Origin of the sequence: Nocardia sp. FBN12 (assembly GCF_050320175.1) — a bacterium.
Lineage (GTDB): Bacteria > Actinomycetota > Actinomycetes > Mycobacteriales > Mycobacteriaceae > Nocardia.
Genome location: NZ_CP190048.1, coordinates 76,730 through 91,116, shown reverse-complemented (window position 1 = coordinate 91,116; position 14,387 = coordinate 76,730). Strand labels below are relative to the sequence as shown.

The 14,387-nt window shown below is 67.4% G+C and carries 15 protein-coding genes; 9 read left to right on the top strand and 6 right to left on the bottom strand.

Going from position 1 to position 14,387, the window contains the following annotated elements; all coding sequences use genetic code 11:
• Positions 1 to 94: 94 nt before the first annotated feature.
• Positions 95 to 2,980 (top strand): UPF0182 family protein, encoded by a 2,886-nt coding sequence (locus ACQHI0_RS00465; protein WP_427905952.1) that lies wholly within the window; start codon positions 95 to 97, stop codon positions 2,978 to 2,980.
• A gap of 44 nt (positions 2,981 to 3,024) precedes the next feature.
• On the opposite strand, the gene ACQHI0_RS00460 is transcribed toward ACQHI0_RS00465, so the two are convergent.
• Positions 3,025 to 3,504: a nitroreductase family deazaflavin-dependent oxidoreductase gene (locus tag ACQHI0_RS00460; RefSeq protein WP_427905951.1), complete on the bottom strand. Its 480-nt coding sequence runs from the start codon at positions 3,502 to 3,504 to the stop codon at positions 3,025 to 3,027.
• Positions 3,505 to 3,764: 260 nt separating this feature from the next.
• Here ACQHI0_RS00460 and nhaA point away from each other — a divergent pair, with 260 nt between their 5' ends.
• From nhaA to ACQHI0_RS00440, 4 genes are read left to right on the top strand one after another with little or no spacing between them, the layout of a single operon-like run.
• Positions 3,765 to 5,069: a Na+/H+ antiporter NhaA gene (nhaA, locus tag ACQHI0_RS00455; protein ID WP_427905950.1), complete on the top strand. Its 1,305-nt coding sequence runs from the start codon at positions 3,765 to 3,767 to the stop codon at positions 5,067 to 5,069.
• Between the two features lie 49 nt (positions 5,070 to 5,118).
• The gene (locus ACQHI0_RS00450; RefSeq protein ID WP_427905949.1) at positions 5,119 to 5,661 is read left to right on the top strand and encodes a TerD family protein; all 543 of its coding nucleotides are present in this window, start codon (positions 5,119 to 5,121) and stop codon (positions 5,659 to 5,661) included.
• Between the two features lie 20 nt (positions 5,662 to 5,681).
• A complete protein-coding gene (locus ACQHI0_RS00445) occupies positions 5,682 to 6,389 on the top strand; it encodes a response regulator transcription factor (protein WP_427905948.1) in 708 nt (235 codons plus the stop codon).
• Complete coding sequence (locus ACQHI0_RS00440; RefSeq protein WP_427905947.1) at positions 6,376 to 7,779, top strand: sensor histidine kinase; 1,404 nt, start codon at positions 6,376 to 6,378, stop codon at positions 7,777 to 7,779. The genes ACQHI0_RS00445 and ACQHI0_RS00440 overlap by 14 nt, the downstream gene beginning before the upstream one ends.
• Positions 7,780 to 8,108: 329 nt before the next feature.
• Here ACQHI0_RS00440 and ACQHI0_RS00435 read toward each other — a convergent pair whose 3' ends face one another.
• From ACQHI0_RS00435 to ACQHI0_RS00425, 3 genes are all read right to left on the bottom strand, one after another.
• A complete protein-coding gene (locus ACQHI0_RS00435; protein ID WP_427905946.1) occupies positions 8,109 to 8,774 on the bottom strand; it encodes an MspA family porin in 666 nt (221 codons plus the stop codon).
• Positions 8,775 to 8,811: 37 nt separating this feature from the next.
• On the bottom strand, positions 8,812 to 9,474 hold the full coding sequence (locus ACQHI0_RS00430) for an MspA family porin (protein ID WP_427905945.1): 663 nt from the start codon (positions 9,472 to 9,474) through the stop codon (positions 8,812 to 8,814).
• 245 nt (positions 9,475 to 9,719) lie between these two features.
• A complete protein-coding gene (locus ACQHI0_RS00425; RefSeq protein ID WP_427905944.1) occupies positions 9,720 to 10,580 on the bottom strand; it encodes an alpha/beta fold hydrolase in 861 nt (286 codons plus the stop codon).
• Between the two features lie 109 nt (positions 10,581 to 10,689).
• On the opposite strand from ACQHI0_RS00425, the gene ACQHI0_RS00420 reads away from it, so the two are divergent.
• Positions 10,690 to 11,007 carry a MerR family transcriptional regulator gene (locus tag ACQHI0_RS00420; RefSeq protein ID WP_427905943.1) on the top strand — a complete coding sequence of 106 codons (318 nt, stop codon included), beginning with the start codon at positions 10,690 to 10,692 and terminating at the stop codon, positions 11,005 to 11,007.
• 5 nt (positions 11,008 to 11,012) lie between these two features.
• Here ACQHI0_RS00420 and ACQHI0_RS00415 read toward each other — a convergent pair whose 3' ends face one another.
• Positions 11,013 to 11,483 (bottom strand): MarR family winged helix-turn-helix transcriptional regulator, encoded by a 471-nt coding sequence (locus ACQHI0_RS00415; RefSeq protein WP_427905942.1) that lies wholly within the window; start codon positions 11,481 to 11,483, stop codon positions 11,013 to 11,015.
• A 144-nt stretch (positions 11,484 to 11,627) separates the two neighbouring features.
• On the opposite strand from ACQHI0_RS00415, the gene ACQHI0_RS00410 reads away from it, so the two are divergent.
• Both ACQHI0_RS00410 and ACQHI0_RS00405 read left to right on the top strand, forming a co-directional pair.
• The gene (locus ACQHI0_RS00410; protein WP_427905941.1) at positions 11,628 to 12,473 is read left to right on the top strand and encodes a dioxygenase family protein; all 846 of its coding nucleotides are present in this window, start codon (positions 11,628 to 11,630) and stop codon (positions 12,471 to 12,473) included.
• 24 nt (positions 12,474 to 12,497) lie between these two features.
• Positions 12,498 to 13,433, top strand: coding sequence for an NADP-dependent oxidoreductase (locus ACQHI0_RS00405; protein ID WP_427905940.1), 936 nt, complete (start codon positions 12,498 to 12,500; stop codon positions 13,431 to 13,433).
• A 143-nt stretch (positions 13,434 to 13,576) separates the two neighbouring features.
• Here ACQHI0_RS00405 and ACQHI0_RS00400 read toward each other — a convergent pair whose 3' ends face one another.
• Positions 13,577 to 13,756, bottom strand: a complete 180-nt coding sequence (locus tag ACQHI0_RS00400) for a hypothetical protein (RefSeq protein ID WP_266298104.1) — start codon at positions 13,754 to 13,756, stop codon at positions 13,577 to 13,579.
• Positions 13,757 to 13,878: 122 nt separating this feature from the next.
• Between ACQHI0_RS00400 and ACQHI0_RS00395 the strand changes: the two genes are divergently transcribed.
• The gene (locus ACQHI0_RS00395; protein ID WP_427905939.1) at positions 13,879 to 14,373 is read left to right on the top strand and encodes a GtrA family protein; all 495 of its coding nucleotides are present in this window, start codon (positions 13,879 to 13,881) and stop codon (positions 14,371 to 14,373) included.
• The last annotated feature ends 14 nt before the right edge of the window (positions 14,374 to 14,387 follow it).

Here is a 14,387-nt window from a genome sequence, read left to right as displayed (position 1 = left end):
TCGCGGCGCTGACACCGCGCACCGTGGCCGAGTAGAATCGGGACCAGATCGCCGACGACGGTCGCACGGCCCGACGTTGTCACAGGAGCGGCGGATGAGCGCACGTGAGGACTCCGTTTCGGAACAGGTGCCCCGGCGTCTACGGCTGCTGCTGGTAGCTGGTGCGGTATTCATCCTGTTGCTGCTGGTCGTGCCGGGCCTGATCGGCACCTATGTCAACTGGTTGTGGTTCGGCGAGGTCGGCTATCGCGGTGTCTGGTTGACCGTGCTGCTCACCAAGCTGTCGCTGTTCGTGGTGATCGGCGGGTGCCTCGGTGGGGCGCTCTATCTGGCCATGTGGTCGGCGTACCGCTCACGTCCCGTCTTCATGCCCGCCGCACGTGCCGACGATCCGCTCACCGAGGTCCGTCGCGTGGTCGGCCGGTGGCCAGGGCGCATCGGGACGGGGATCGCGGTCGGATTCGGGTTGATCTGTGGTCTCATCGGCCAGTCGAGGTGGGAGACGGTGCAGTTGTTTCTGCACGGCGGGGCGTTCGGCGCGCGCGATCCCGAATTCGGAATCGATATCGGCTTCTTCGTCTTCGATCTGCCGTTCTATCGCCTCGTGCTGAGCTGGTTGTTCGTCGCGGTGTTCTTCGCGTTCATTGCCGGTCTGGCAACGCATTTTCTGTTCGGCGGGCTCCGGCCCGCCGGCAAGTCGGTCGGCCTCAGCCATGGTGCCCGCGTTCAGCTCGCGGTGCTCCTCGGGCTGTTCTTCGTCTTGAAGGCCGGCGCGTATTGGCTCGACCGGTATGCGCTGTTGTCGAGTCACCGGCGGGAACCGACGTTCGCCGGCGCCGGGTACACCGACATCAACGCCGTGCTACCGGCGCGGTTCGTGCTCTTGGCGATCGCGCTGATCGGTGCCGCGGCGGTCTTCTCCGCGGTCGTGATCCGCGATCTCCGGCTCCCCGCGATGGCCGCCACCCTGCTGCTGCTGTCCTCGATCGTGGTCGGCGGGGTTTGGCCGCTCGCGGTGGAACAGTTCTCGGTGCGCCCCAACGCGGCCGACCTGGAGAGCCCCTACATCGAACGCAATATCGCGGCAACGAGGCAGGCGTACGGGATCGGCAGCGACCGGGTCGACTACCAGTCGTATCCGGGGGTCGGCACGAAGCAGCCTCCCGAGGTCGCCGCCGACGCGACCACGATCGCCAATCTCCGGCTGCTCGACCCGCATATCCTCTCCCGCACCTTCACCCAGCAGCAGCAGCTCAAGAACTTCTACAGCTTCCCGGAAAATCTGGACCTCGACCGCTACCGCATCGACGGCAGGCTGCGTGACTACGTCGTCGCGGCCAGGGAGCTGACCCCGACCGCGCTCAGCGGCAATCAATCGCATTGGGTCAACCGGCATACCGTCTACACCCACGGCGACGGGTTCGTCGCGGCACCGGCGAATCGGGTCAACGCGGCGGTGCGGGAAGCATCGGGCGACAGTTCGGCCAGCAACAGCGGGTACCCGATCTACGCGGTGAGCGATATCGCCTCCCAGCACGCCGGGCAGCAGGTGATCCCGGTCGAACAGCCACGCATCTATTTCGGTGAGGTGATCGCGCGGGCCGATCCTGACTACGCCATCGTCGGTGGCGGCACCGAGCCCCGCGAGTACGACACCGACACCACCAAGTACACCTACGCGGGTGCGGGTGGGGTTCCGATCGGGAACTGGCTCAACCGGCTGGCCTTCGCGTCGACCTATACCGAACGAAATATCCTGTTCTCCAAGGCGATCGGCCCCGACTCGAAGATCATCTTCCATCGCGATCCGAGTGAGCGCGTCGAGTTGGTGGCACCGTGGCTCACCGTCGACAACAACCCCTACCCGGCGGTTGTCGACGGCCGGATCGTCTGGATCATCGACGCCTACACCAGCATCGACGGCTACCCCTACGCCGCTCGGAGTTCGCTGGATGCTCTCGCCCGCGACGGCGACGTGGCTCACCGCGAGATCTCCTACGCGCGGAATTCGGTCAAGGCGACCGTCGACGCCTACGACGGCACCGTGACGCTGTACCAGGTCGACGACCGAGACCCGGTGCTGGCCGCCTGGATGCGGGCGTTCCCCGGCACCGTCGAACCAGCGGCGTCGATCAGTGACGACCTGCGCGCCCATTTCCGCTACCCGGAGGATCTGTTCGCCATCCAGCGCGACATGCTCGCGCGGTACCACGTGGACGAGCCACGAGAGTTCTTCACCAACAACGCCTTCTGGTCGGTGCCGAGCGATCCGACCGTCGAGGCCAATCCGCAGCAGCCGCCCTTCTATGTGCTGCTCGGCGACCCCGCTGATGCGGCGCCCTCGTTTCGGCTGGCCAGTGCGATGGTCGGGTTCAAGCGGGAGTTCCTGTCCGCCTATATCTCTGTGCGCTCCGACCCCGAGAACTACGGCAAGTTCAGCGTTCTGCAGTTGCCCACCGACACGCTCACGCAAGGGCCCCAACAGATTCAGAACTCGATGATCTCCGATACCCGAGTGGCGTCCGAGCGCACGCTGCTCGAGCGCTCCAACCGCATCCAGTACGGCAACCTGCTCACCTTGCCGATCGCGGACGGTGGCGTCCTCTACGTCGAACCGCTGTTCACCGAACGGATCTCGACTGCCGCGAACGGATCCACTTTCCCGCAGTTGGCACGGGTATTGGTCAGCTACCGGGAGCCCGGCACCGGCGGAGTCAGAGTCGGCTACGCACCGACCCTCGCCGAAGCACTCGACCAGGTCTTCGGTCCCGCGACCGGCAATCTCGCGACCGCGCCCGGCGGCAGCCCCGCCGCGCCACCACCGCCGGGCAGACCGACAGCACCACCGGGCGAACCACCACCCGCTTCGCAGATCGATGAGTCCGCGATCACCCGACTCGAAGCCGAACTCGAAGCGGCCAGGGCGGCGCTCAACCGGCTCGAGCAACAACTCGACGACATCCTGCGCCCAGACGAATAGAACCCGGTCACCGCGAGCGATTCATGTTCATCTTGCGCCGACGTTCACGGACGAGGACGCAAACGCACGAAGGGCAGTCGACGTCCGACCTCGCGGTAGTCCTGCGGTGTGCCATCGACAGCGAAGCCCATGAACCGCACCAGTTTTCGCGCTGCGCGCGGGTGCCGGGGCGCGTACCGAGCCATGAACTCGCCGCCTTCGTCCACATCGAGCGGCTGTGCGGTGACCGGGATGGTGCGCAGGCCGACTCGAATACTCGTGTCGGGTGTCGCGAGGATGTTCTGATACCACGCGGCTTTGGGGCCGAAACCGGAACAGACGACGTAGCTGTCATCGGTGCTGTCGTGTTCGACGACCTCGATGACCGCCTGGCGCGGCTTCCCCGACACCCGGCCCGTGTGGTCGAGCAGGAGCAGCCTGCCCCCGAACAGCCAGCCAAGCCGGAGTCGGTAGAGGTAGATGGGGGCCCGGAACAGCAGGCGGCGAATACCGGTGGGCGGCGGCGGGCGCTTGACTATTTCCATCGTCCGTCCTTTCAGGGGTCTCTGGCATCGGTCAGCCATCGGGGCTGGAGTGGTCAAACCGCCCGCGACCGAGCAGGCGCGCGTTCAGTTTGCGGTCGGAGTGATCTTTACGGCATCTTTACGGGTAGGTGCGCCGGGAAGTCTGGTCGGCAACCCGGCTCGAGCTCCGTCGGGTGGGGTTCGATCGGTGACGGGTACCCACTCTTGCTGCTTGCGCGCAACTCAGGCTTCACTGTCCGCCTCCCCCAGTCGGTGGTTGGATGACGCCGCCGACCCGACGCACAGTTCTCACCCGAGGTAGCTGGCCGGAAGCACGGCGAATCGCCTCGGTGCTGCGGCGCGAAACCGTGGGCGGCGTGCTGCTGATCGTCGCGGCGATCATCGCGCTGATCTGGGCGAACACACCATGGGCCGGCGCGTACACAGCGATACGCGACTTCCACATCGGGCCGTCCGCGCTGCACCTGAACCTCTCGCTGAGCGAGTGGGCGGCCGACGGGTTGCTGGCGATCTTCTTCTTCGTCGTCGGCCTCGAGCTCAAACGTGAATTCGTGGCGGGCGATCTGCGCGATCCACGCCGCGCGGCGCTGCCCGTTGTCGCGGCGGTGGGCGGCATGGCCGTCCCGGCGCTGATCTATGTGCTGGTCAACCGCAGCGGGCCGCCCGGCACCCTCGATGGCTGGGCCATTCCCACCGCGACCGACATCGCGTTCGCGCTCGCCGTGCTGGCGGTGATCAACACCCACCTGCCCGCCGCGCTGCGCACCTTCCTGCTCACCCTCGCCGTCGTGGACGACCTGCTGGCGGTCACCGTGATCGCGATCTTCTACACCAGCGAACTGAACCTGCCCTACCTGGCCGCCGCGGTCGTTCCCCTCGCCCTGTTCGCGCTCGCCGTGCAACGGCGGATCAGTTCACCCTGGCTGCTGGTCCCACTGGCACTGGTCGCATGGTGGTTGGTCCACCTTTCGGGCGTGCACGCCACGGTGGCGGGAGTGCTGCTCGGATTCACCGTCCCGGTCGTCCTCGCGCGCGGCGAATCCGCCGAACACGGACTCGCGGAACGCTTCGAACACCGGATCCGGCCGCTCTCGACCGGATTCGCGGTGCCGGTGTTCGCGTTCTTCGCCGCAGGCGTCACCGTGGGCGGGCTCAGCGGTCTGACCGATTCCCTCGGTGACCGGGTGACTCTCGGCATCATCGTGGGACTGGTGGCAGGCAAGCTGATCGGCATCACCGCCACGACCTACCTCACCGCGAAACTCACTCGCGCCGAACTCGATTCGGAACTGGCCTGGATCGATGTCGCCGGGGTGGCACTGCTCGGCGGCATCGGGTTCACCGTGTCGTTGCTCGTCGGCGAACTCGCCTTCGCCGGCGACCACACCCGGGCCGATCACGTCCGCATCGGCGTGCTGTTCGGCACCGTGACCGCGGCGATCCTGGCCACCATCGTGCTGCGCGCGCGCAACCGGGTCTACCGCGCACTGGACGAGGCCGAATCGCGCGACGACGACGGCGACGGCATCCCCGATGTGTATCAGCACCCGCAGACTCCGCACTGAGGTAGCGCGGCACGCGCACAACCCATCGATCGCTCGACGAGGAGCACCTATGACCGGACCAGTACCCCGCCACGGCGGTCTTGCCCATGTCACGATGGGGTTGGGTTGGGATCCCGTGCGCCCCAACATGTTCGGGCGGCGCGGTAAAGATGTCGATCTCAACGCCGCCGCCCTGTTGTTCGCCGGCACCCGCTTCATCGATGTCGCCTACCACGAGCAACTCACCTCACGCGATCGCGCGGTCCGCCACCTCGGCGACAGCGTCACCGGCGACGGTGACGGCGACAACGAGGTCATCGTGGTCGACCTGACTCGGCTCGCCCCGGATGTCACCACTATCGTGTTCATCGTGACCTGCTACACGGGGCAGCGATTCGACCAGGTCCAGAATGGTTTCTGCCGCGTCACCGACAATGTCACCGGGACCGAACTGATCCGCCTGCGGCTGGACAGCGGCGGCTCCCACACCGGTCTGGTGCTCGGCAAACTCCGCCGCCCCCACCAGGATTGGGACTTCGCCCCCATCGGCGAACCGATCTGGGCGCAACACATCGTCCACGCCGTGCCCCAACTCGCCGGCTACCTCAGCTGAGCCCAAACGGAGATTGACCCATGAACGCACAGTTGATGATCGTCGAGGACGACACCCGGGTACGGGAGTCGCTGCGGCTGGCCATGGAAGACGAGGGTTACACCGTCGCCGAGGCCGATTCCGCCGAGAAGGCACTCGACCAGGTCCACGATCTCGGCGCGCCCGATGTGATGCTCGTCGACCTCATGCTCGGCGGAATGGACGGCTACACCTATATCCGTGAGGTGCGTCGCGAGCACGACGTGCCGATCATCGTGGTCAGCGCGCGCGACGACACCCATGATGTGGTCGCCGCACTCGAGGCGGGGGCCGACGATTTCGTCACCAAACCGTTCGAGGTCAAGGAACTCTCCGCGCGGATCAGGGCGCTGCGCAGGCGGACAAGGAACACCTCGGATCGCGATGTCACCGAGATCGTCCTCGACGCGGCCGCGCACCGCAGGTTGATCCTGTGTCCGGAGCGCGGCTCGCTGCGGTTGGCAGGCGAGGACGTACATCTCACGCTCACCGAATTCCGGTTGCTGTGCGAATTGGCCCAGAACGACAGCTTGGTGCTGAGCAGGCAGGTGCTGCTCGACAAGATCTGGGATCGCGGGTTCTTCGGCGACGAGCGCATCGTCGACGTGCACGTACGCAGGCTGCGCACCAAGATCGAACGCGATCCCGCCGACCCGAGGTTGATCGTCACCGTCCGTGGGCTCGGCTACCGGCTCGATGTCCAATCCTGAACGCGGGCACCGGGTTCCGTCGCGGTTGCGCGGACTGCGTGGACGCGTCACGGCGGCGTTCGTGCTCGGCGCGAGCCTGGTCGCCGTTGTGCTGTCCGGATCGGTGTACGCCATCAGCACCAATTACATGGAGTCGCAGCGCTCGCGCACCGTCGAGCGGGCGGTGGGCGTGCACGCCGAGCTGTTGCGCCTGCGGTTCGGCAGCACGAACCTCAGCGGCGATCAAGCCCTCGAGGCGCTGCATCTGCCGAGTGGCACCATCGCGATGTTGCACCGGGACAATCGCTGGTCGACGGTCGGGGCAGACCTCGAGTTCCCACTCGCACCGCCGCCCGTTCCGGACGCGGCCGAGGCGGTAGGCGAGGAGCCCACTCGGGTCCGGATCGGAAACCAGCCCTACCTCCGGGCAGGCACCGTCGTCGACAACGCCACCGTCCTCTACGAATTCGCGCCGCTGCTCGAACTCGAGTCCACCCTCCGGATGCTGCGGACAATCCTGCTCGCCTGCTCGGTACTGGCCGTGACGATCGCGGCCGCGATCGGCGCCTGGGCGGCTCATCGCGCACTGAGCCCACTGCGTCAGGTGGCCGCCACGGCATCCAGAATCGCGTTCGGCGAGCACGAACTGCGACTACCGCGCACCGATGACGACGAACTGTCCGCCACGGTCGACGCGTTCAACGCGATGGTCGACTCACTACAGCAGCGGATCGAGCGCGAACGGCGCCTCGTCTCCGATCTCAGCCACGAACTGCGCACCCCGCTGACCACTCTCACCACCACCGCGACGGTCCTAACCGGCCACCGCGACGAACTGTCCGAGCGCCCACGCGCCGCGCTCGGACTGCTCGTCGAGGAAACCGCGTACCTGCGGGGCCTGCTCGACGACATGCTGGCCCTCGCCCGCGTGGAAGCGGGCATCCACCGCTCCGACCAGACCCCGCTCGACCTGGCGGAACTGCTCACCCACCTGCTCGTCGGCCGTGGCGTGTCGCCGGACGTGCTCGACATCGGCGATGTGGGAACGATCCGCGGGCGCCGCACGGAACTCGAACGCGCACTGGTCAATCTGCTCATCAACGCCGAACGGCACGGCGGCGGCGTCACCGGTGTCCGCGTCGACCGCGACGGGCCCGACATCGTGGTCACGGTCGACGACGCGGGCCCCGGCGTCGCGCCCGAGAACCGCGAGCGCATCTTCGAGCGCTTCGTCACCGCCTCCCGCGCGACCGCGGGCACCGGCATCGGGCTCGCACTGGTCAGCGAAACGGTGCTCGGCCATCACGGCACCCTGCGCTGCACGGAAAGTCCCGCCGGCGGCGCCCGATTCGTGCTGACCATCCCCGCCCTTCACGAGATCGCAAAGAAGCGACCGGAACTCTTGCAATGATCGGCTGCGATTCTCTGTGCGTGCCGCAGCCGAGCGCCGCGTGGCGCTCTCGGCCCTACCGGAGGCGTCTGCCACGCGGACAACGATGAGGGTCACGTTCACGTGCCAGGAACGACGATCCATCGGGCCAGGTCGCGCACAAAGGTCACCGGAATCGGCGCTGTCACGGCTGTGACGCCGGTGCGGAGGAGGACAGCCGTCGGGGGTATTCGGCCCTGACGGTCGACGATCGGTTGTCAGCGGCCGACGCCCGATTCCGGTGACCGGATACCCGCCGAACGCAGTGCGGCCCGGCGCATCGCGCCGGGCCGCACAGGGTACTGACCAGATCAGCCGATGCTGAACGGCTGACCCCACAGCGTGACGACCGAGGTCACATTGTCGGTCTCGACCTTCACCTTCACGAAGGCACGCGCCTGGGCGTAGCCACCGCAGCCGGACAGGCCGATCGTGGTGTCGGCCCAGGTCACCGAGCCGCTCTTACCCTTGAACTTGTTGTCCTTGCTGTGCGACTCGTCGCCGTAGTCGTCGGCCTTCTCGAGATCCAGGATGTAGAACGACTCGGCCTGGCCCGGCCCGAGGCTCAGTTCGGCGCCGGTATCGGCACCGACACCGGGCTTCTTGCCCGCCCAGTCGCTCTCGCCCTCGACGCCACCTTCCACGCCGCCGCCGTCGATGTTGACCTGGCAGCCGACGACGTAGCCGGGACGGATCTTGCCGCCCTTGGCATTACCCGACACCTCGACCTGCGCGCTACCGGACACCCACGCGTTGCGGTGGACCGGGGTCGAACCCATGGACGGGTTGATGTTGGCCGACTCGCCGACCAGCCGGACCGTGACGGTGGTGCCGTCGGACAGCGTCTTGACGATCTCGCCGCCGGGCAGCGGAATGAAGGTGTCGGCGTTGGCCGCACCGGTCGACAGCATCCCGACGGTGACGGCGGCCGCGCCGGCGACACCGGCCAGCCGCGCCGCGTTCTTACGGTGGAACATATTTTTCGTCCTCTGATCTATGTCTGGTTCGGGCAGGTCAGCCGATGCTGAACGGCGCACCGTAGAGGGTGGTCTTGGAGTAGTGGTCGCCGATGATCTCGACCACGGTGTAGGCGCGGGCCTGCGCGTAACCGGCACAGCCCTGCACCTCGATCTCGACGTCCTGGTACTCGATCGAGTAGACGCCCGCCTTCTCGATGTCCTTCTTCTCGAGCTGGACGAACTTCACCTCGCCCGGGCCCAGCTCGATGCCGGCCGAACCGCCGACGCTGAAGCCGGACAGGTCGATGCCGCCGGAGAGGCCCGCGGCGATCGCGTCGTCGCCGATCGAGACCTGGCAGCCGATGATGTAGCCGGTGTTGAGCTGGGAGGCACCGTGCGTGGAGGAGTTGTTGGTGCCGTCGGCGCCGGAAGGACCGTTGTTCGGGCCCGCCTCGCCCTCGGGGGTGATCGTCACGTCGGCGGTCACGTTGGCCGAGACCCACGCGACCCGGCCCGCGCCATTGGCGGCCATCGACGGGGAAACCACGGCGTGCTCACCGGTGCGCTTCACCGTGACACCGTGGCCGACCCGCTCACCGTCGGGCAGTGGGACGAAGGCGTCGGCACCGGCGGTACCGGCCACCAGCGCACCCAGTGCGAGCACAGCCAGGCCGGTGCCGAGTGCACTCGCGCCACCACGGATTCGGTTGATATTCATACTTCCCCTCATCAGGTTCGAGCAGTCATCCCCCGACGCCGCGCAAGGGCGCGCCGAGGGCTCGACCGAGCTTGTCCTCGAACCGTGGCGCGATGAGGACCACGCGAAAGCTCACCGATGAAAGTCGCACTACGGGAACATTTCCGGCTCTTTGCAGTGGTGTAACAGTCGTCGTAAACAGTTCGTAATACTGGACCACGACACCTGTCGCGTCCGCGGTGGTCACAACGGCGATCGGTTCTCGATCACCGATGCGGCCGCAGCACCAGCATGGCGGCGAGCAGACGATCCCAGGTGGTGGCCGGGAGTTCGTGGCCGATGCCGTCCAGCGGGAGCAACTGGGCGCCGGGGATCTCCCGGGCCATGGCCTGCCCGTTGCCGTAGGGAAAGAACGGGTCGTCGGTGCCGTGGACGACGAGGGCCGGGATGGTGAGATCGCGTAGCCGCTCGCGCCAGCGTTCGCCCGCCTCGACGAAAGCCAGATTGCGCACGCTGGAGGCCATATCGGTGGTGCGGTCGACCATCCGGACCGCCTGCTGCCGCGCCCGCTGTTCGTCGAATCCGTGTGCGCCGGCGCGGACCCGGGCCTGTTCGACGCCGTAGTCGATCACCGCGGACCGGTCGGACCAGTCCGGCGGGGATGTCTCGGTGAAGAACTTCATGACCCTGTCCGAATGCTCGGGTAGGTCCGGGTCCGCCGGGCCGGGTGCGGTGGGGCGTGTGTTGATCAGGGTCAGAGCCGACACGCGGTCGGGGTGGTCGAGGGCGGCGAGCTGGCAGATCCAGCCCGCCACCGAGAAGCCGACCAGGTGGGCGCGCGGAAGTTCGAAGACGTCCAGCAGTCCGACGAGGTCCGAGACCAGGTCGCGCAGGGTGTAACCGGGCGAGCCGACCGGGTAGGCGGTCGACCGGCCGGTATCGCGGATGTCGTAGCGAAGGACGAACCGGCCCGCGCCGGCGAGCCGTTCGCAGAACCGGTCTTCCCAGCACAGCCGCGACGTGCACGGCAACAGCACCGGCGACCGTCGCTGGTCGCCGAACGTGGTCACGCACAGGTCGACATCACCGACGGTGACCAAGCGCTCGGGCGATCGATGTGACGGCATGGCGACTCCTCTGCGGTTGCGTCATAGGACGAGACGACTTCCGCGGCCGGAATTCATTGGTCTGGAAGCCTATCGCTGGGCCACGACCTGCGGATAGAGCAAGGCCAGCGTGCGCGCCCTGCGGTATTACGAAGAGCAGGAGCCCCTCGTCCCCGAGCGCACCCCGTCCGGCCAGCGCGTCTACACCGAGGAAGCGATCGAGCGGGTCCGCTTCTTCCAGCAGTTCTACGCGGCGGGGCTGGGCAGCCGCACCATCACCAGCCTGCTGCCCTGCCTGGACGCCGGCCACACCACCGTGACCCAACGCGACGAACTGCTGGCCGAGCGCGACCGCCTCGCCACCCACATCGCCGCCATGAGGAAAGCCTTGGGCCGGCTCGACGAGCTCATCACCGCAGCCGATCACCACAGCGAACCGACCGCCTGAGCGCGCTACCCCTCGAGGTCTCGGCGCACGGTGGCGGCGACGCGGGTGAGCGCATTGCCGAGATGGCGTTGCTGAGCGGCGGTGAGCGGGTCGAACACGAGGCGCTTCACCTGCGCGACGTGCGCGGGTGCGCTCTCGGTGAGCTGGCGCCTGCCGGTATCGGTCAGCGTGGCGAGGGTGTAGCGACCATCGGTGGGGTCGGCGCGGCGGGCGACCCAATCGCGAGTTTCGAAGCGGTCCATCACCTTCGACAGCCGCGGCAGGGTGGCGTCGCATTCCCTGGCCAGATCACTGAGCCGAAGTGTCACCTCGTCGGCCATGGACAGCCGGGCCAGCACTCCGTACTCGAAGTTGGAGATGCCCGCGTCGCGCTGCAGCTGACGATCGAGTGCCGCGGGCAGGGCGGTGACGACCGTGAGCAGCGCTTGCCACAGGTCCTGCTGATCGGCGTCTAACCAGGGTGACTGGGTGTCCATCAGCTGATCATACTTGCCAAGACAACCCATCCAACTTGCCTGAGCAACTGAATTCACTTGCCTAGGCAACTCACCTCAAGCTAGTCTTCACTTGCCCAGGAAAGTTAAATTACTTTCCCAGGCAAGCAATGGAGAGGATTGGCGATGAACCCGACACCAGCCGCGGCCTACGACGACCTGCTCGCAAGGGCCATGCCCCAGGCGCGCGAACAACGCCGGTGGAGCCCGTCCAACGGCGCCCTACCCAGCCTCTTCGTCAGTCACGGCGCCCCGTTCACCCTCGACGATCCGCAGTGGGTCGGCGATCTCTTCGACTGGAGCCAGTCGATGCCCAAACCTCGTGCCATCGTCGTCGTCTCGGCGCATTGGGAAGCCGCGCCGGTCACCATCACCGGAGCCGTGGCAGGCACCCCGCTGTACTACGACTTCAGCGGCTTCCACCCCCGCTACAAGACCCTTCCCTACGCGACCCCGGACGCCACCGACCTGGCCCGGCGACTCACCGGCCTGTTCGGCCGGACGCCGGTGCACGAGTTCACCGGCCGCGGTCTCGACCACGGCGCCTTCATCCCACTCATGGCCATGTACCCAGCGGCGGACGTCCCGGTCGTGCAGCTGTCGATGCCCGGCCTCGATCCCGGCGCCCTCCTAGAGCTCGGCGCACGCCTGCGGCCGCTGCGCGACGAAGGCATCCTCGTGCTCGGCTCCGGCTTCATGACGCACAGCTTCGCCGTCTTCGGCCGTCCCGAACTCGCCGCGCAGACAACGGCATTCGACGAATGGGCCGACGATGCGCTCACCCGCGGCGATGCCGACGCACTCGCCGACTACCGGAACAAGGCACCCGGCGCCGCGGTCGCCCATCCGACGGCCGAGCACTTCGTGCCGCTGTTGCTCACCGTCGGCGCCGCCGACGATCCGACCAGTGCGGTGAGCGCCATCGACCGCATGGTCATGGGCAACTCCATCCGCTCCGTACAGATTTCCTGAACAACCCACAGAAGAGGCAGTGTCATGAAAGCAGTGCGTTTCCACGAGTTCGGTAGTAGCGAAGTTCTGCGCCTCGAGGACGTGGACCGTCCGGTCCCCGGCTCCGGGCAGGTGCTGGTGCGGGTGGCGGCCACGTCGTTCAACCCGGTCGACGACCACATCCGCGCCGGCTTCCTGGCCGAGATGATCCCGATCGAGCTGCCGTACGTACCGGGCATCGACCTCGCGGGCACGGTCGCCGAACTCGGCGCGGAGGTGACCGGCGTCGAGGTCGGTGACCTGGTCGTCGCGATGTTGCCGCTGGAATCCGCGGGTGGCGCCGCCGAATACGTCCTGGTCCCGGCCGAGTCCCTGACCCCGGCGCCGCGAACGATCGACCTGGTCGACGCCGCCGCGCTGCCACTGACCGGCCTGGCCGCGTGGCAGACGGTGTTCGAACTCGCCGAACTGAAACCGGGTCAGACCGTGCTGGTCAACGGGGCAGGAGGCGCGGTGGGCAGCCTCGTCGTGCAGCTAGCCGTCGACGCGGGCGCGCGGGTGACCGCGGTGGACGCGCCCGCGAACGCCGACCGGCTTCGCGGCTACGGCGCCCACCAGGCCCTCGCCCCCCTCGATCTCGCGGCCGGACCAGCCGTCATCGGCGGCCCGTTCGACGTCGTGGTGAACCATGTGCGAGTCTCCCCCGCCGAGCTCGCGCAGCTGACGAACTACATCGCCGACGGCGGGGTGGCGGCCAGCACCGCCGGTCCGATTCCCGAAGATCCCACCCGAGGCGTACGCAGCGCGAGCCTGTGGGTCCGCAGCGACGCGACTCAGCTGGCCGAACTCGTCACCAAGGTGGATGCGGGCACGCTCAGACTGCACGTCGCCGCGCGCCGTCCGGTCGCCGAACTGGCCGAGGTACATGCCGACTCCGGCGCCGGACGGCTGACCGGCAAGACGGTCGTGCTCGTTCCCTGACCATCAGCGGTGAGCCCGCATCGCGCGTGTCGCGATGCGGGCGCTTCGCACCACCGGCAAGGCCGGTTCGCGCGGCCCACCCATCCTCGGTGGTGCGCCACTCAACCTCGCCCCACCCGCCGGGGCGCAGTGCGTTCGCAGCGTCAGTGCGAGTAGTCCCGGAACGTCATGACACCGCCGACCAAGACGACCATCGCCGTGAGGATGTAGACGGTGACGCGAACCCATGTCGGCCCGTAGTAACTGACCGCCATGGATGCGCCCAACGCTGCGAGAATCAGCACCACCCCGTAAAAGGGCGTGCGTTGCTCCCTGTCCACCATCCCTCCAGTGTCCGCCGACTGCGGCGCGCACGCCAGAACTTGTTTATACGTATACATCTACGTATAGTCACAAGCGTCGCCGGATCCACCCGGCCGAATCCGCACGCTTGATCGGAACGAACATGACGACTCCGCAGGTCACCCACCCGGGAATGCTCCCCACCAGCGTCTTCGCCGATCCCGCACTGCGCATCGACCTCGCCCTGGTGCTGCGCTACCTGCGCGGCGACCACACCTTCGCCCAGCTGATCCGATTCGCCCTGGTCGGCGGCGCCAGCAATGTCGCGTACGTGCTGCTGTTCATGACCATGCACGGCAGCGGCCCCCTGGTCGCCAATGTCGCCGGGTCGCTGGTGAGCACGGTGATCGCGAACGAATTGCACCGGCAACTCACCTTCCGGGCGGGCAGCAGGGTCGGCGGATTCACCGCGCAGTGGGAGGGCGGTGGGCTGGCCCTACTCGGGCTCGCGATCAGCACGGCGGCGCTGGCCGGACTCGACGCGCTGGCACCGGAGCTCGGCGAAGCCGCGCAGGCGGGCGCCGTGATCGCGATCATGGCCGTGGTCGGCGGGCTACGTTTCCTGGCGCTGCGCAATTTCGTCTTCGCGAAGGACTAGCACCTGCCTGTGGG